Source organism: Aromatoleum evansii (genome assembly GCF_045689615.1).
Classification (GTDB): Bacteria; Pseudomonadota; Gammaproteobacteria; order Burkholderiales; family Rhodocyclaceae; genus Aromatoleum; species Aromatoleum evansii.
Genome location: NZ_CP141259.1, coordinates 5,235,322 through 5,252,773, shown reverse-complemented (window position 1 = coordinate 5,252,773; position 17,452 = coordinate 5,235,322). Strand labels below are relative to the sequence as shown.

14 protein-coding genes are annotated in these 17,452 nt (G+C 67.2%); 5 read left to right on the top strand and 9 right to left on the bottom strand.

All coding sequences use genetic code 11. The features are described from left to right. Nucleotides 1-8: 8 nt before the first annotated feature. The 9 genes from yegQ to U5817_RS24555 all read right to left on the bottom strand — a co-directional run bounded on the left by yegQ (nt 9) and on the right by U5817_RS24555 (nt 10,705). Nucleotides 9-1,379, bottom strand: coding sequence for a tRNA 5-hydroxyuridine modification protein YegQ (yegQ, locus tag U5817_RS24595; RefSeq protein ID WP_169125315.1), 1,371 nt, complete (start codon nt 1,377-1,379; stop codon nt 9-11). Between the two features lie 132 nt (nt 1,380-1,511). After that, entirely contained in the window at nt 1,512-2,081 is a 570-nt protein-coding gene (locus U5817_RS24590; protein WP_169125314.1) for a phasin family protein, read from the bottom strand. Nucleotides 2,082-2,244: 163 nt separating this feature from the next. Next, the gene (locus U5817_RS24585) at nt 2,245-2,913 is read right to left on the bottom strand and encodes an esterase/lipase family protein (protein WP_407279168.1); all 669 of its coding nucleotides are present in this window, start codon (nt 2,911-2,913) and stop codon (nt 2,245-2,247) included. 73 nt (nt 2,914-2,986) lie between these two features. After that, entirely contained in the window at nt 2,987-3,568 is a 582-nt protein-coding gene (locus tag U5817_RS24580; protein ID WP_407279167.1) for a hemerythrin domain-containing protein, read from the bottom strand. Nucleotides 3,569-3,744: 176 nt separating this feature from the next. Continuing rightward, on the bottom strand, nt 3,745-4,953 hold the full coding sequence (pcaF, locus tag U5817_RS24575) for a 3-oxoadipyl-CoA thiolase (protein ID WP_407279166.1): 1,209 nt from the start codon (nt 4,951-4,953) through the stop codon (nt 3,745-3,747). Between the two features lie 164 nt (nt 4,954-5,117). Then, entirely contained in the window at nt 5,118-6,362 is a 1,245-nt protein-coding gene (gene boxA, locus U5817_RS24570; protein WP_169125310.1) for a benzoyl-CoA 2,3-epoxidase subunit BoxA, read from the bottom strand. Nucleotides 6,363-6,523: 161 nt separating this feature from the next. Beyond that, nucleotides 6,524-7,945: a benzoyl-CoA 2,3-epoxidase subunit BoxB gene (gene boxB, locus U5817_RS24565; protein ID WP_169125309.1), complete on the bottom strand. Its 1,422-nt coding sequence runs from the start codon at nt 7,943-7,945 to the stop codon at nt 6,524-6,526. A gap of 158 nt (nt 7,946-8,103) precedes the next feature. Next, nucleotides 8,104-9,771, bottom strand: coding sequence for a 2,3-epoxybenzoyl-CoA dihydrolase (gene boxC / locus U5817_RS24560; RefSeq protein WP_169125308.1), 1,668 nt, complete (start codon nt 9,769-9,771; stop codon nt 8,104-8,106). Nucleotides 9,772-9,802: 31 nt separating this feature from the next. Then, nucleotides 9,803-10,705 carry a helix-turn-helix transcriptional regulator gene (locus tag U5817_RS24555; RefSeq protein ID WP_169125307.1) on the bottom strand — a complete coding sequence of 301 codons (903 nt, stop codon included), beginning with the start codon at nt 10,703-10,705 and terminating at the stop codon, nt 9,803-9,805. Between the two features lie 326 nt (nt 10,706-11,031). Here U5817_RS24555 and U5817_RS24550 point away from each other — a divergent pair, with 326 nt between their 5' ends. From U5817_RS24550 to U5817_RS24530, 5 genes are all read left to right on the top strand, one after another. Beyond that, nucleotides 11,032-12,609 carry a 3,4-dehydroadipyl-CoA semialdehyde dehydrogenase gene (locus tag U5817_RS24550; RefSeq protein ID WP_407279165.1) on the top strand — a complete coding sequence of 526 codons (1,578 nt, stop codon included), beginning with the start codon at nt 11,032-11,034 and terminating at the stop codon, nt 12,607-12,609. 66 nt (nt 12,610-12,675) lie between these two features. Then, entirely contained in the window at nt 12,676-13,143 is a 468-nt protein-coding gene (locus U5817_RS24545; protein WP_169125305.1) for a DUF4863 family protein, read from the top strand. Between the two features lie 217 nt (nt 13,144-13,360). Beyond that, nucleotides 13,361-14,950 (top strand): benzoate-CoA ligase family protein, encoded by a 1,590-nt coding sequence (locus U5817_RS24540; protein WP_407279164.1) that lies wholly within the window; start codon nt 13,361-13,363, stop codon nt 14,948-14,950. A gap of 172 nt (nt 14,951-15,122) precedes the next feature. Further along, on the top strand, nt 15,123-16,274 hold the full coding sequence (locus U5817_RS24535; protein ID WP_246262106.1) for an ABC transporter substrate-binding protein: 1,152 nt from the start codon (nt 15,123-15,125) through the stop codon (nt 16,272-16,274). 311 nt (nt 16,275-16,585) lie between these two features. Continuing rightward, entirely contained in the window at nt 16,586-17,452 is an 867-nt protein-coding gene (locus U5817_RS24530) for a branched-chain amino acid ABC transporter permease (RefSeq protein WP_407279163.1), read from the top strand.

The window sequence follows — 17,452 nt, the reverse complement described above, 5'->3', positions numbered from 1 at the left end:
CGCAGGCGTCAGAGCAGTCTGGCGATGAAGCACGGCGCGTCGGCCTGCGCGCCTGCGGGCAGGGGCAGGCGCACGCGGCGGCCGGCCCCGGGGATGCGCCCGAGCGCTTCGCCTTCGAGGTTTTCGAGCCGTTCCAGCGGGGCGATGATGTTGCCCTGCGGCTGGACGAATTCGAGCCGGTCGCCGATGCCGAAACCGTTCTTCACTTCGATTTCCGCGAGGCCGCTCGCCGGGTCGACGCCCAGCACCTCGCCGACGAACAGGCTGCGCCCCGATTCGGAGTGGCCGCGCATGTAGTTCTGGTGTTCGGGCGTGTGGTGGCGCTGGTAGAAGCCGTCGGTGTAGCCGCGGTTCGCGAGGCCTTCGAGTTCGCCCAGCAGGCGCAGGTCGAAGGGGCGGCCGGCCACGGCGTCGTCGATCGCGCGGCGGTAGCCCTGGCTCGCGCGTGCGACGTAGTAGGGGCTCTTGGTGCGGCCTTCGATCTTGAGCGAATCGACGCCGATGGCGACGAGCCGTTCGATGTGCTCGATCGCGCGCAGGTCCTTCGAGTTCAGGATGTAGGTGCCGTGCTCGTCTTCCTCTATCGGCATGAGCTGCCCGGGGCGGGTGCCCTCCTCGAGGAGGTAGACGCGCGAGGACGCTTCGTGGCGTGCACCGCCGCCGAGCGCGCTGCCGGCCGCATCCGGCGAGCCTTTGCCGCTGGCGTGCAGGTCGCCGGAGCCGTCCTCGTTCGCCTCGTGCACCTTGTAGTCCCAGCGGCAGGAGTTCGTGCAGGTGCCCTGGTTGGGGTCGCGGTGATTGAAGTAGCCCGACAGCAGGCAGCGGCCGGAATAGGCGACGCACAGCGCGCCATGCACGAAGACTTCCAGCTCCATGTCGGGGCAGGCCTGGCGGATGTCCTCGATCTCGTCGAGCGAGAGTTCGCGCGACAGGATGATGCGCTCGACGCCGACCGAAGCCCAGAAGCGCACCGCGGCGTAGTTGGTGGTGTTGGCCTGCACCGACAGATGCACGGCGACCTCGGGCCAGCGCTCGCGCACCATCATGATGAGGCCGGGGTCGGCCATGATCAGCGCGTCGGGCTTCAGCGCGATCACCGGCTCCATGTCGGCGAGGAAGCTGCGCACCTTGCTGTTGTGCGGGTAGATGTTGCTGACGAGGTAGAAGGCCTTGCCCGCGGCGTGCGCCTCGTCGATGCCGGCGGCGAGCGCGTCGAGCTTGTCGAAGCTGTTGTTGCGCACGCGCAGCGAGTAGCGCGGCTGGCCGGCGTAGACCGCGTCCGCGCCGTAGGCGAAGGCGGTGCGCATCATCTGCAGGGAACCGGCGGGTGCGAGGAGTTCGGGCGAGGTACGTGCGGAGGCGGGGGGGGAGGTCGTCATTGTTGTAATGGCTGCGTGCTGCCGGGGGAAGCGCGCAAGGATAACCGGAAACGACTCCGGCGCCCGCAGGCGCCGGAGGGGGCGGCCCGGTATTAACGGGGCCGCCGTGCGGGGCTCGGGCCCCGCGGCTGATCAGGCCGACTTCTTGGCCTTGGTGGCGGGGGCCGGTGCCGGTGCGCTCACCGCATCGACGGCGGCGCGGGCGGTTGCCGTGACGTTGGCTTCGGTGAACTGGATGACCTTGCGGGTCGCCTTATTCACGGTGTCGTAGGCCTGGTTGGCCGCGGCGATTGCCGACTGCACTGCGGCGACGGCGGCTTCGGAACCGGCCGGGGCGGACTTGGCAGCTTTTTCGAGCGCGACGCCGATGGCCTTGTTCACTTCCGAGTACTGGGTCTCGTACGGTGCGGCGGCTTCCTCGACGCCCTGGGCGAGGATCTCGTAGCTGCTGCGGAACCAGGCCAGCGTCTTCTCGGCCGTCGGGCGGACGAGCGAGGCGGAAACGGCCACCAGCTCGTTCGGGGTCTTGATCGACAGCAGGGCCTGCACTGCGGCGATGCCGTCTTCGAGGGCGCTGCGGCCGGCATTGATGTTCAGCGCGGTGAGGCGCTCGAAGGTGTCGAAGCTGCTGCGGGTGGACGCTTCGACGGTGGCGAAGGCGTTCTTGGCGGCGCTGGCGAAGGTGTCGGTCGTGGCGATCATGGTGTTTTCTCCTGTTGGGGCGGGGTCATCGTCTGCTGGCCCACTGCTGCCGGCAGGTTTGCTGCATTGCACAATTCCATTGTAGCGAGTCGGAACCTCACGTCAAGAAAAATTTTGTGCACCGCAGCAATTTCTCCCTGCAACGGGGCGCCGGAGCTCCGGCTCAGGGCTGGATGTCTTGCCCGGCGTGGTGTTCCGGCTGGGCATGGGTGAAGCGGCCGGCGCGCAGGAAGCTCAGGACCTGGTCGGCGCAGCGTGCCGACAGGAGCATCTCCATGTGGCTCACGTGCAGTGTGACGGCGTCGCGCGCGCCGGCGACGCGGGTTTCATCGACCGTGACGATGCCGTCGTGCGGCCGCGGCAGGCCGACCAGGAGACCGGCGAGCCCGAGCGGCCGGGAGCCCGAGATCACTCCGATGTCGACGCCGGGGAGCGCGGGCCGTGGAGCCGTGAGCCAGTCGTGTAGCGAACGGCCGATGAGGGCGGACATGCCGGGCACGCGCAGCAATCCGGTGGCGCTGCGCGATCCAGTCCAGGGCGGACCCATGAGCACGCAGCGGCGCACGCGCGGGTCGGGATGACGGGCGAGTGCGCTCGCGAGGATGATTCCGCCCAGGCTGTGGCCGACGAGGTGGATGGACCTGCCGGGCAGCGTGGCGAGGAAGCGCGAAAAGGCATCGGCGTTGGCGGCGAGGCCCTGTCGCACCGAGGGGTAGGACCACGCGTGCGTGACGAAACCGCTGCGTTGGAGGCGGCGGCGCAGCAGGCCGAACACGAGCCCGTGCATCCACAGGCCGTGAACGAGCACGACGGTTTCGGCAGCGGGGTTCATGCGGGGCGACTGTAGCGGAATTCGCCCTGCCGCACGATACCCCGGCCGGATCCGCCGGCGAGGGGGCTGCCGCTCAGGCGGCGCCGCCCATGCCCAGCGGCGCGGGCGTGAGGCTGAGGATGCGCTGGTAGAGCGTTTCGGCCTCGTCCTTGGGCTTGATGCCGAAGAGCGGGTTGTCGTTCTCGCGGAAGGCGATGGCGATGCCGGCCCAGTCTTCCGCCGTGAGCACGCGTTCGGCGATGGGGATCAGGGCGTCTTCCTCGGTGCGCAAATGGTCCCACTCGAACTCGGCGTAGCGCTCGGCGGTGTCCCAGAAGGCTTCGCCGGCCTTGGCGTCGCCGCCCTGGAAGGCGATGAGCTGCTTCTTGAGGTCCTCGACCATGGGGTAGCCGAGGTTGTGCTCGCGCTCGAGGCGGGCGATGAGTCCGTCCGCTTCGCGCGTGCGGCGCTGCACGGCGGCGAAGAGGTACTTGTCCTCCTTCGGGTGGTGCCAGCGGTCGGGGTAGGACACGATGTAGTCGAGGATCGCGCGCAGCAGCGCGAAGTTGGGCGCCTCACCCTTGCGCATGCCCTTGACGAGGTAGCGCAGCGAGTAGAGCACGGCGCTGATCGCGAGGTGCTCGTCGCGGATGATCTGGACCGCTTCAGGTTTCACATTTGTCTCCGGTTTTCCTTGTCTTGTGCGGGCCCGTGCCGGGCGTGGACAGGGTTCATGGCAGAGGACGGGTCTGTCGTGGGAGCGGCTTCAGCCGCGAATCGGCGGCTTCGCAGGAGGAAGCATCCGTTCGCGGCTGAAGCCGCTCCCACAAGACCGCGCCTATCGCCCTTTGATTACACGCGCTCGAACGCGAGCGCGATGCCCTGGCCCACGCCGATGCACATGGTCGCGAGGCCGTAGCGGCCGCCGGTGGTCTCGAGCTGGTTCAGCGCCGTCGTGACCAGGCGCGCACCCGAGGCGCCGAGCGGGTGGCCGATGGCGATGGCGCCGCCGTTCGGGTTCACGTGCTCGCCGTCGTCGGGCAGGCCCAGCTGGCGCAGTACGGCGAGGCCTTGGGCGGCGAAAGCCTCGTTCAGCTCGATGGTGTCGAATTCGCCGATGTCCATGCCGAGGCGGGCGATGAGCTTCTGCGTCGCGGGCGCGGGACCGATGCCCATGATGCGCGGGGGCACGCCGGCAGCCGCGGAGCCGAGGATGCGGGCGCGCGGCGTGAGGCCGTGGCGGCGCACGGCGTCCTCCGAGGCCAGCAGCAGCGCGCAGGCGCCATCATTGACGCCGGAGGCGTTGCCGGCGGTGACGCTGCCGTCGGGGCGCACGACGCCTTTCAGCTTGGCGAGGCCTTCCAGCGTGGTGTCGGCGCGCGGGTGCTCGTCGACGCTGAAGATCACCGGGTCGCCCTTCTTGCGCGGAATCTCGACCGGCAGGATCTCACGGCCGAAAAAGCCGCGCTCGTTCGCCGCCGACCAGCGCTGCTGGCTGCGCAGTGCGAAGGCGTCCTGGTCGGCGCGCGAGACGCCGAATTCCTGCGCGACGTTCTCGGCGGTCTCGGGCATCGAGTCGATGCCGTATTGCGCCTTCATCAGCGGGTTCACGAAGCGCCAGCCGATGGTCGTGTCCTCGATCTTGGCGCTGCGCGAGAAGGCGCTGTCGGCCTTGCCCAGCACGAAGGGGGCGCGGCTCATGCTCTCGACGCCGCCGGCGATCATCAGCTCGGTCTCGCCGGAGGCGAGCGCACGCGCGGCCATGCCCAGCGCGTCGAGGCTGGAGCCGCACAGGCGGTTGACGGTGGTGCCGGGCACTTCGACCGGCAGGCCGGCGAGCAGCGCGGCCATGCGCGCGACGTTGCGGTTGTCCTCGCCGGCCTGGTTGGCGCAGCCGTAGATGATGTCATCGACGGCGGCCCAGTCGACCGACGCATTGCGCGCGACGAGGGCCTTGATCGGCAGCGCGGCGAGGTCGTCGGCGCGCATGGAGGAGAGGGTGCCGCCGTAGCGGCCGAAGGGGGTGCGGATCGCGTCGCAGATATAGACGTGGCGGGGCATGTCGGTGGGGTCTCCTCTCTTTATGTCAGGGGCGCGCCGTCTCGTGCGGGCGCGCCGCGTGCCATTGTGGGGCCAAACGGCCCGGTGGCGTCACGTGCCACGCGCTACGCTGTGCGCAGGGTGGGATGCGCCTTTGGCTCCTCCCGCCCTGCGGATCGTGGTCTTCAATACGTTTCGACGTGGAAGCGCGCCTTCGACAGGAGCTGCGGGCGCAGCGCGTCCCAGTCGGCGCCCTTCGCGCGGCAGATGTCGCGGAAGGCTTCCAGCACGCCGGCTTCCATGCCCTTCAGGCCGCAGATGTAGATGTAGCAGTTGTCGTCCTGCAGCATCTGGAACACCTTGTCGGCGCGCTCGCGGATCGCGTCCTGCACGTAGCGCTTGGGCTCGCCGGGCACGCGCGAGAAGGCGAAGTTGATGTCGATGAACTCCTTCGGCAGCTTCTGCAGCGGGCCGAAGTAGGGCAGTTCCTCGGGGGCGCGGGCGCCGAAGAAGAGCACCAGCTCGCCGCCTTCCTTGCGGTCCATGCGGCGGCGGCGGCGCTCGGTCATCGCGCGCATCGGCGCGGAGCCGGTGCCGGTGCAGATCATCATGATCGACGAGCCGGGGTGGTTGGGCATCAGGTAGGTCGAGCCGTAGGGGCCGGTGACCTGCACCTTGTCGCCTTTCTTCAGGTCGCACACGTAGTTCGACGCGACGCCGCGGGTCGGGTTGCCTTCGTGGTCCTCGACGACGCGCTTCACCGTCAGGGACAGGTTGTTGTAGTGCGGCCGCTCGCCGTCGCGCGGGCTGGCGACGGAGTACATGCGCAGCAGATGCGGCTTGCCCTTCTCATCGACGCCCGGCGGGATGATGCCGATCGACTGGCCCTCGAGCACGGGGAAGGGCGTCGTGCCGAAGTCGAGCACGATGTGGTGGATGTCGCTCGAGGCGTCCTCGGCGGTGAGGCGGTAGTTGCCGGTGACGGTCGCGGTGATCGGGTTCGCCGGCGTGTACAGGTTCACGTACGGGTGCGATGCGGACCACGGGGCCATCGCCGGGCCGCCCTGGCCGGCGGTCGCGACTTCGGTGATCTGCTGCACTTCGGCGGGCAGTTCGGCCGCGCCCATGACCGTCGCCTCGAACTGGTCGAGCTCGGTGGTGTCGGGCAGGTAGTCCCACGAATACTGGTCGGCGAGGCTGTGGGGCGTGGCCTTGTCGACATTGCGCCAGGAGTCGATCGCGCCCGTCGGACAGGGCGAGATGCAGGCCAGGCAGCCATTGCAGGTCTCGAACTTGACGACGTAGTTGCGGCTGTCGTGGGTGATCGCATCGACCGGACAGATCTCCTCGCAGGTGTTGCAGCGGATGCAGATCTCGGGATCGATGAGGTGTTGCCTGGCGAGGTTGGCGTGCTCTGCGGGCGCGTTCATGGTTGTCTCTCTCCACGGGGCGGGGGCGGGCGAGACCCGCTTCCCGGCGTATTACTTTATTTGAGCGGGTGATGGCGGGATCCGCTGCGCTCCTCCCGCCCTACGTCCGCGGCATGGCCGTAGGGCGGGTGAAGCCGCAGGCGTAACCCGCCGATCGTCGCTTAATTAAAGCGAACGTACTCGAAATTGACGGGCTGGTTGTTGATGCCACGGGCCGGCGCTGCGATCCAGTTGGCGAACTTGCCCGGCTCGAGGCAGCGGCCCATCAGCGAATGCACGTACAGGCGGTCGCTCTCGGTCGGCAGCCAGTTCTTGTGCTGGTGCGTCCATTCGGCTTCCGAGATCAGGCGGCCGTCGGGGCTGACATGCACGTCGGCGAACATGCCGATCTTGCGGTGGAAGCCCTTGTGCGGCAGCGTGAAGCGGAAGTCGAAGCCGAACTTCGCCGGGATGCGGTTCCAGCGGTCGACGCCGGCCTGCACGTCGGTGATCCAGTCGTCGCGCAGGCGCTCGTTCAGTGCCGACAGCGCGGGGACGTGGCGGGTGAGGATCTTGTCGCCGGCCACATCCATGACCTCGTATTCCGAGTTCTGCAGCTTGTGGTCGTCGCCGATCTTCTCTTCCTCGAAGCGCCCCTTGAGGCCGTTCGTGTAGTAGGTCGCGGCGTTGGACGAGATCTCGGCGCCGTACAGGTCGCTGGTGACGCTGTAGTGGAAGTTGAGGTACTTCTGCAGCGTCGGCAGGTCGATGACGCCGGCGGCGCGCAGCTTGGCGGGGTCGTCGGTGCCGAGTTCCTTCATCACTTCGCAGGTGCGCTGGATCACGCGGGCGATGCCCGATTCGCCGACGAAGAGGTGGTGCGCCTCCTCGGTGAGCATGAACTTGCAGGTGCGCGCCAGCGGGTCGAAGGCCGATTCGGCGAGCGAGGCGAGCTGGAACTTGCCGTCACGGTCGGTGATGAAGGTGAACATGAAGAACGAGAGCCAGTCGGGGGTCTTCTCGTTGAACGCGGTGAGGATGCGCGGGTTGTCCTCGTCGCCCGAGCGGCGCTCGAGCAGGGCCTCGCCTTCCTCGCGGCCGTCGCGGCCGAAGTGCGCGTGCAGCAGGTAGACCATGGCCCACAGGTGGCGGCCTTCCTCGACGTTCACCTGGAACAGGTTGCGCAGGTCATAGAGCGAGGGGGCGGTGAGGCCGAGGTGGCGCTGCTGCTCGACCGATGCCGGCTCGGTGTCACCCTGGGTGACGATGATGCGGCGCAGGGTCGAGCGGTATTCGCCCGGGACTTCCTGCCACACGTCCTGGCCCTTGTGCTCGCCGAAGGTGATCTTCTTCTCGCCTTCCTGCGGTGCGAGGAAGATGCCCCAGCGGTAGTCGTGCATCTTGACGTAGCCGAAATCGGCCCAACCCTTGGGATCGACGCTGACCGCGGTGCGCAGGTACACGTCGTAGTTGCTCGAATTCTCCGGGCCCATGTCGTCCCACCAGTTCAGGAAGGACGGCTGCCACTGTTCGAGGGCGCGCTGCAGGGTCTTGTTCTCGTTGAGGTTGACGTTGTTGGGGATGCGTTCGCTGTAGTTGATCATCTCTGTACTCCTCCGATTTCGGGTGGGGCCGCGCCGTCGGGGGCGTCGTGCCTCGCTTATTGCTGCTCGCTTTTGCCAAGACTCCCCGCCGCGCCAGGGCGCCGGATGCAACGGCAGGGGGACGGCCTGCCGCGCGGCGCGGGAACGATTCGTATGCCTTACACGCGGTTCCAGTCGAACTGCGCCTTCTTGCCCGAGCCGAAGAGCTTCAGCGCGCCGTTCTCGCCGACCGCGTTGGGGCGGTTGAAGATCCAGTTCTGCCAGGCCGACAGGCGGCCGAAGATGCGGGTGTTCATCGTCTCGACGGGACCGAAGCGCAGGTTGGCTTCGAGGCCGGTGAGCGCGTCGGGCGACAGCGCGGCGCGTTCCTCGATGGCGATGCGGACTTCCTCGGCCCAGTCGAGGTCATCGGGGATCGCGGTGACGAGGCCCAGCTCCATCGCCTCGGCGGGCGACAGCAGGCTGCCCTGCTTGGCCTTCACGGCGGCGACCGGGGCTTCCTCCTGGTAGAAGCGGGCGTCGATGCGCGACAGGCCGTTCACCATCGGGAAGGTGCCGAAGTTCATCGCCGACAGGCCGACGACGTTCTTGGCTTCGGCGGCGTCGAGCATGTAGCTGCGGTCGGCGGCGAGCGCGATCTCGAGCAGCGTGCCGGCGAAGCAGGAGCCCGGCTCGATCAGCGCGTACAGGCTGCGCGAGGACACGTCGATGCGGGCGAGCGTGCGGCGCAGCATGCCGATGGTCTCGCGGACGAACCAGTTGTCGCGGTTGGCGTCGATGGTGGCGTCGATGTCGAGCACGACCTGGGCGTCGCCTTCGGTGCGCAGCTGCCACAGGCCGACGTCGAGGTGGTTGGTGCGCAGGTTCAGGATCGCGTCGTCGAGCTCGCGTGCCATCTGCAGCGGCCACCACTTGATGCCCTGCGCCTCGATCTCGGCGGCGGTCTTCGCGGTGACGGCGGCGGGGGCGCGCACGGTCAGGGTCACGGTGCGGCCGTCGGCGTCGATCGTCGCATCGACGAATTCGTAGTGGTAGCCTTTCTCGTCGACCGTGCGCTCGAGCGTCGTGAGCTTCACGCCCTTGGCGCCGGCGGGGCGGTCCGAGGTCTGGGCGAGCGCCTTGGCGCGGGCCTGGATGTGCTCGGCGAACTGTTGCTGCTTGACGACGTCGTCGACCAGGCGCCAGTCCTTGGCACGCTGGCCGCGCACGCCTTCCGAGATCGTGCAGAAGATGTCGGCGTGGTCGCGGCGCACGCGGCGCTTGTCGGTGACGCGGGTCAGGCCGCCGGTGCCGGGCAGCACGCCCAGCAGCGGCACTTCGGGCAGCGAGACCGAGGAGTTGCGGTCATCGACCAGCACGATCTCGTCGCAGGCAAGCGCCAGCTCGTAGCCGCCGCCGGCGGTGGTGCCGTTGCACGCGGCGAGGAACTTGAGGCCCGAGTACTGGCTGGAGTCCTCGATGCCGTTGCGCGTCTCGTTGGTGAACTTGCAGAAGTTCACCTTCCACGCGTGGGTCGACAGGCCCAGCATGTAGATGTTGGCGCCGGAACAGAAGATCTTCGGCTTGCCCGAGGTGACGACCACGGTGCGCACTTCCGGGTGCTCGAAGCGCACGCGCTGCAGCGCGTCGTGCAGCTCGATGTCCACGCCCAGGTCGTAGGAGTTGAGCTTCAGCTTGTAGCCCGGGCGGATGCCGCCGTCCTCGTCGATGTTGAGCGTCAGCGTGGCGATCTCGCCGTCGGTCGCGAGCGACCAGTGGCGGTACTTCGACGGCTCGGTACGGTAATCCACCAGTTCTGCGACCGGCTTGTTCGCGACTGCTTGCATGGTCTGTCTCCTCTCTCTCTGTTGAAGTTGCTCAGCCCATCACGAGCTGGCGCAATTTGATGAAACTCTGATCCACCGTTTCACCCGAGGTGTCGAGCACGGTGTCGGCCTTGGCGTAGAGGGGCAAGCGCGCCTCGAGGATGCGCTTGAGGTCCTCCATCGCCTCGTCGTTGCCCGCCATCGGGCGCAGGTCGCCCTGGGCCATCACGCGGGACATGTGTTCTTCCGGCTGGGCCTTGACCCACACGGTCATGCACTGCGACAGCAGCATCTCGAAGCTTTCCGGCTGCGACACGACGCCGCCGCCGACCGAGATCACGGCGCGCGGGTTGTCGCGCAGCACGCGCTCGAGGGTGCGCTTCTCGATGCGGCGATAACCGGACTGGCCGTACAGCGAGAAGATCTCGCGCCCGGGGATGCCGGTTTCCTTCTCGATCTCGCGGTCGAGCTCGATGAAGGGCATGTTTTCTTCCTGCGCGAGGCGCTTGCCGAGCGTCGACTTTCCGGCGCCGCGCAGGCCGATCAGCGCGACGCGCTTGCGGCGCACGGCTTCCTCGTGGCCGAAGTCGCGCATCAGGCGGAACACCACTTCTTCCAGGCGGTGCTGCGGCAGGCGCTCGAGGAAGCGGCGGATGAGGCGCTTCTCGACGGTGTCTTCGGTTTCCGGCGCGAGCAGCTCGATCAGCGAAACGTTGAGCGCGCGGGCGATGTTGTGCAGCAGGACGATGGACACGTTGCCGTCGCCGCCTTCGAGGTGGGCGAGGTGGCGTTCCGAAACGCCGGCTTCACGCGCCACGAGCTTTCTCGTCATGCCACGGCGGTCGCGGATCTCGCGGACGCGCTTGCCGAGCGTCGGCAGGATATTGCCTTCGGCGGCCTGGTCGGCCGTCTGGAGCTCTTCCTGCTGCTGTTCGGTGGTGGGTTCGAGGCTCATCTGGGTTCCTTGTCTGCAGCGAACTGCATCGGTTGAGTTGAACAATAGTGCATCAGATTCGTTGCGTCAACACCTAAAGTGCAGTTTTGTTTGTGGTGCACTGCGTTAATCTGCAGTTTTCGTCCAGTATAGAAGGTGGTTCGCCGCTTCGCTGTGTCAAAAACTGCATCTATGTTTAAGTGTTGCTGAGAAAAGTGGAAGTAAAGTGCTTGACGGAGAAAATTGCGCGTGTATTCTATCTCCACCGATTGCGCTCCGGCGCGACGCCAGAACATCAGACATCCGGCGCAGACCGCGATGCCTCAACAGAGAGAGGAGACAAACAGGTGAAGCTGGCCAATTACGTATACGGGCAATGGATCGAAGGCGCGGGCGAAGGCGCGGCGCTGACCGACCCCGTCACCGGTGAGACGCTGGTGCGGGTTTCGTCGGACGGCATCGACGTCGCACGTGCCCTGGAGTTCGCCCGCACGGAAGGCGGGGCGGCACTGAAGGCCCTGACGTACGAGGAGCGCGCCGCGAAACTCGCCGCGATCGCCGAGCTGCTGCAGGCGAAACGTGCAGAATATTTCGAGCTCTCGCTGCGCAACTCGGGCGCGACCGAAGGCGATGCGTCCTTCGACGTCGATGGCGCCATCTTCACCGTCAAGAGCTACGCCCGCGCCGGCAAGGCGCTGGGCGCCGGGCGTCACCTGAAGGAAGGCGGTCGTGTCGCACTCGCGAAGACGGACGTGTTCCAGGGCCAGCACTTCCTGATGCCGCTGACCGGCGTCGCGGTGTTCATCAACGCGTTCAACTTCCCCGCCTGGGGGTTGTGGGAGAAGGCCGCGCCGGCGCTGCTCGCGGGCGTGCCCGTGTTCGCCAAGCCGGCGACCCCCACCGCGTGGCTCGCGCAGCGCATGGTCGCCGACGTCGTCGAGGCCGGCATCCTGCCGCCGGGGGCGATCTCCATCGTGTGCGGTGGAGCCCGGGACCTGCTCGATCACGTCACCGAATGCGACGTCGTGTCCTTCACCGGCTCGGCCGACACCGCGGCGCGCATGCGCACGCATCCGAACGTCGTTGCGCGCTCGGTACGGATCAACATCGAGGCCGACAGCGTGAACTCGGCGATCCTCGGCCCGGACGCGCAGCCCGGCACGCCGGAATTCGATCTCGCGGTGAAGGAGATCGTGCGTGAGATGACGGTCAAGACCGGCCAGAAATGCACGGCAATCCGCCGCATCCTCGCGCCCGCAGGTGTTTCGCGCGCGCTCGCCGATGCAGTGTCGGGCAAGCTCGCCGGCTGCAAGGTGGGGAACCCGCGCAGCGAGGGTGTGCGCGTCGGGCCGCTGGTGAGCAAGGCGCAGCAGGCCGCGGCCTTCGAGGGCCTGGCGAAGCTCAGGCAGGAATGCGAGGTCGTGTTCGGTGGCGATCCGGATTTCGAGCCGGTCGATGCCGACGCGGCGGTGTCCGCCTTCGTGCAACCGACCCTGCTGTACTGCGACAAGGGGCTGGCGGCGCGCCACGTGCATGACGTCGAGGTCTTCGGCCCGGTCGCGACCATCGTGCCCTACGTCGACACGCGTGACGCCGTCGCGATCGCGCGTCGCGGCCACGGCTCCCTCGTCGCCTCGGTATATTCGGGCGACGCGGCCTTCCTCGGCGAACTGGTGCCGGGGATCGCCGACCTCCATGGCCGCGTGATGGTCGTCGATGCCGCGGTGGGCGCGAACCACACCGGCCACGGCAACGTGATGCCGACCTGCCTGCACGGCGGTCCCGGGCGCGCCGGCGGCGGCGAGGAGTTGGGCGGTCTGCGCGCGCTGGCGATGTATCACCGCCGCTGCGTCGTGCAGGGCGGCCCCGCGGTGCTGGAAGCCCTGTCGCGTGACGCAGTCGACGCTGCGTTGCTCGGCGCATGAACTATAAAACATACACGCATCCCGCCCCCTGACCCCAACACCCAGTTCCGACGGAGAGACGGAGACATGACCCCAGACCAGTTCCAGGCCCTGATCGCGAAGGTGACCGACGAGATTGCCGGCCGCCCGCTCGACGGCCAGCTCGCCGATTTCCTCAACGAACGCTTTCCGGCGAACGGGCCGGAGTTCCAGGCCATCGCCAAGGCCTGCAGCGATGCGGTTGCCGCCGGCTGGATGTGCGAGCGCGAGCACGGCGGCATCAGGTTCGGGCGCGTGATCAAGCCGACCGACGCGATCCACGGCTTCAGCGTCGACGTCGTCGAGATGCAGGACGTCGTCGGCCCGCAGCACGCGCACCCCAACGGCGAGATCGACATGATCATGCCGCTGGAAGGCGACGCGAAGTTCGACGGTCATGGCGCGGGCTGGTTTGTCTATGAAGCGGGCAGCGTGCACCGGCCGACCGTGATGGGCGGGCGCGCGTATGTGTTGTACCTGCTGCCGCAGGGCGCAATCGAGTTCACGAAATCGTAGGGCTTTACCGCCGGGCTCTAGCTGTGGGAGCGGCTTCAGCCGCGAATCGGCGGTTTCGCAAGCCCCCACGGCCCATTCGCGGCTGAAGCCGCTCCCACAAGGTGCCCACGAGCACCGGTAAGCCAGGCCACGACGGCCACCGAATGAACAACACCGGCACCAAGACCGGCACCGGAATACCCCCGGCACCAGCCGGAAGAACGGAGGAGAGTACGGAATGACCACGCTCAGCGCAGCGGACCACAGCACCAGTCCGCCGACCATCACCCTGCCGCGCCAGTACAACGCCGCGGACGACCTCATCGGCCGCAACCTCGACGCCGGCCGCGGCAGCAAGATTGCCTACATCGACGACAACGGCCGCTACAGCTACGATGAACTGGCGGCGCGCGTGAACCGCTTCGCCAACGCCCTCGGTGCGCTCGGCGTCACCCGCGAGCAGCGCATCCTGATGTGCGTGCATGACACCATCGATTTCCCGACCGTGTTCCTCGGCGCGATCAAGGCCGGTGTCGTGCCGATCGCGGTGAACACGCTGCTCACGCAGTCCGACTACGAATACATGCTCAGCGACAGCCGCGCGCGCATCGCCGTCGTGTCGGCGCCGCTGTACGACACCTTTGCGCCGCTGCTGGGCAAGGTCGAATCGCTCGAGCGCATCGTCGTCGCCGGCGGCGAGGGGCCGGACTCGGTCGCCGCCCTGATGGCGAACGCCTCCGACAAGTTCGAGGCGGTCGCGACGACCTGCGACGACCCCTGTTTCTGGCTCTACTCTTCCGGTTCGACCGGCGCGCCCAAGGGCACCGTGCATATCCAGTCCAGCCTGATCCACACGGCCGAGCTGTACGCGAAGCCCATCCTCGGCATCAAGGAAAGCGACGTCGTGTATTCCGCGGCCAAGCTCTTCTTCGCCTACGGCCTCGGCAACGGCCTGACCTTCCCGCTGTCGGTCGGCGCGACTGCCGTGCTGATGGCCGAGCGCCCCACGCCCGCCGCCGCCTTCAAGCGCCTGCGCGAGCAGCAGCCGACGATCTTCTACGGCGTGCCGACCCTGTACGCGTCGATGCTGGCGGATGCCGACTGTCCGACGCGCGAGGAGCTCGCGATCCGCATGTGCACCTCGGCCGGCGAGGCGCTGCCGGAAGACATCGGTCGGCGCTGGACCGAGCGCTTCGGCGTCGAGATCCTCGACGGCATCGGCTCGACCGAGATGCTGCACATCTTCCTCTCCAACCGCCCCGGCGACGTGCATTACGGCACCACCGGCAAGCCGGTGCCGGGCTACCAGGTGCGCCTGGTCGACGACGAGGGCAATGTCGTCGAGGGCGCGGACGAGCCGGGCGAGCTGCAGATCTCCGGGCCGACCAGTGCGGTCATGTACTGGAACAACCGCGAGAAGACCCGCGCGACCTTCCAGGGGCCGTGGACGAGGAGCGGCGACAAATACTCGCGCAATGCCGAGGGCTACTACGTGTATGCCGGGCGCAACGACGACATGCTCAAGGTGAGCGGTATCTACGTGTCGCCGATCGAGGTCGAATCCTGCCTGATCCAGCATCCGGCGATCCTCGAGGCGGCGGTCGTCGGTCACGAGGACGAGGAGCGCCTGATCAAGCCCAAGGCCTTCATCGTGCTCAAGCCCGGCTTCCAGCGTTCTGAGCAGCTCGCGGCCGAGATCAAGGCGCACGTGAAGGCGCACCTCGCGCCGTACAAGTATCCGCGCTGGATGGAGTTCGTCGATGAGCTGCCGAAGACGGCGACGGGCAAGATCCAGAGATTCAAGCTGCGTGCAATGGCTGGAAAGTAGGACGTAGGGCGGGAGAAGCCGAAGGCGCATCCCGCCACCCCAAGCGTCGGAATGGCGGGATGCGCTTCGCTCCTCCCGCCCTACACGACCGAGGAATTACAAGGGCAAAGCCCCACCCATCCCCCGTGGAGGAGACACCATGAAAAATGCACGAATGATCCGCCGTACCCTGATGCAGGCCATGCTCGGCGTGATTGCCGGCGCACTCGTACCGCTGGGCGCCGCGCAGGCCGCCGAGAAGATCAAGGTCGGCCTGATGCTGCCCTACACCGGCACCTACGCCGCGCTGGGCACCGCGATCACCAACGGCTTCAAGCAGTACGTGCAGGAGCAGGGCGGCAAGCTCGGCGGCTACGAGGTCGAATATTCCGTCGTCGATGACGAGTCCGATCCGTCCAAGGCGACCGAGAACGCGTCCAAGCTCGTGAAACGCGACAACGTCGACGTGCTGGTCGGCACCGTGCATTCGGGCGTCGCGCTGGCGATGGCCAAGGTCGCGCGCGACACCAAGACGCTGCTGATCATCCCCAACGCGGGCGCGGACGAACTGACCGGCCCGCTGTGCGCGCCCAACGTGTTCCGCAGCTCCTTCTCCGCATGGCAGCCGGCCTACGCGATGGGCAAGATCGTCGCCGAGCGCGGTCACAAGAACGTCGTCACGGTGACGTGGAAGTACTCCTTCGGCGAGCAGTCGGTCGCGGGTTTCAAGGAAGCCTTCGAGAAGGCTGGCGGCAAGGTCGCGAAGGAACTGTATCTCCCCTTCCCGAACGTCGAGTTCCAGCCCTTCCTGACCGAGATCGCCTCGCTGAAGCCCGACGCGGTGTTCGTGTTCTTCGCCGGCGGCGGTGCGGTCAAGTTCGTCAAGGACTACGACGCGGCGGGCCTGAAGAAGTCCATCCCGCTGTACGGCTCGGGCTTCCTCACCGACGGCACGATCGACGCGATGGGTGGCTCGGGAGAAGGCCTGCTGACCACCTTGCACTACGCCGACAACCTGACCAACCCGAAGGACCAGGCCTTCCGCAAGGCCTACGCGATGAACTACAAGATCCAGCCCGACGTGTATGCGGTGCAGGGCTACGACGCCGCGCAGATGCTGAAGACCGGCCTCGATTCGCTGAAGGGCGGCAAGTTCGACAAGGACGCGGTGATCAAGGCGATGGAAACGGCGAAGATCGACAGCCCGCGCGGCGCCTTCACGCTGTCCAAGGCGCACAACCCGGTGCAGGACATCTACCTGCGCAAGGTCGAGGGGCGCGACAACAAGCTCGTCGGCGTGGCCGAGAAGGCGCTGGCGGATCCGGCGCGTGGGTGTCGGATGTAAGGCCAATTCGCCCTGGCAATCGGTTCGGACAAGGTCCCTTCCCCTTCAAGGGGAAGGACAGGATGGGGATGGGTTTTCTTCGCGCGCTTCGGAGTCCACCCATCCCCACCCCAACCCGGGAGTCTCGGCTGCGCCTCGCCGCTTCGCAGGCGGCGAGCAGTGCTCACCGAAACCCCTGCTCCGCCCCCTTGAAGGGGAGGGAGTGACCGTGCCGCAGTCAGGCCGACAACCGGGCCGATAACAGTCCGTCCCATTCGCATCACTCCATACATTTCCAGGCGCCCCGAAACGGCGTCCGGAGGGGAAGACTCATGGATTTCGTATCCTTCCTGATCCAGGTGCTGAACTCGCTGCAGTACGGCCTGCTGCTGTTCCTCGTGGCCAGCGGGCTGACGCTGGTGTTCGGCATCATGGGCATCATCAACCTCGCGCACGGCAGCTTCTACATGGTCGGCGCCTACCTCGCGTTCGCGCTCACGAGCCTGACCGGCAACCTGATGCTCGCGATCGCGCTGGGGTTGCCGCTGGCCTTCGTGTTCGGCGCGATCCTCGAATGGGCGCTGTTCTCGCACCTGTACAAGCGCGACCACCTCGAGCAGGTGCTGCTGACCTACGGCCTGATCCTGATCTTCGAGGAGCTGCGCAGCCTCGCCGTCGGCGACGACGTGCATGGCGTGACGATCCCGGAGCTGTTCTCGGCCTCGATCCCGCTCTCCGACAACCTCAGCTATCCCGTCTATCGGCTGGTGATCTCGGTCGTCTGCCTCGCGCTCGCGGGCGGGCTGTACTGGCTGATCCAGAAGACGCGCCTGGGCATGATGATCCGCGCCGGCAGCCACGACCGCGACATGGTCAAGGCTCTCGGCATCGACATCAACCTGCTGTACCGCACCGTGTTCGCGCTCGGGGTCGCGCTCGCGGCGCTGGCCGGCATGCTCGCGGCGCCGATCTCGTCGGTGTATCCGGGCATGGGCAGCAGCGTGCTGATCATCTCCTTCGTCATCGTCGTGATCGGCGGCGTCGGCTCGGTGTGGGGCGCGCTCGTCGCGGCGCTCGTGATCGGCTTCGCGGACACCTTCGGCAAGGTGCTGCTGCCCGATCTCGCCGGACTGATGGTCTATCTGGTGATGGCCGTGGTGCTGCTGTGGCGCCCCGAAGGCATCTTCAAGAAGGGGTAA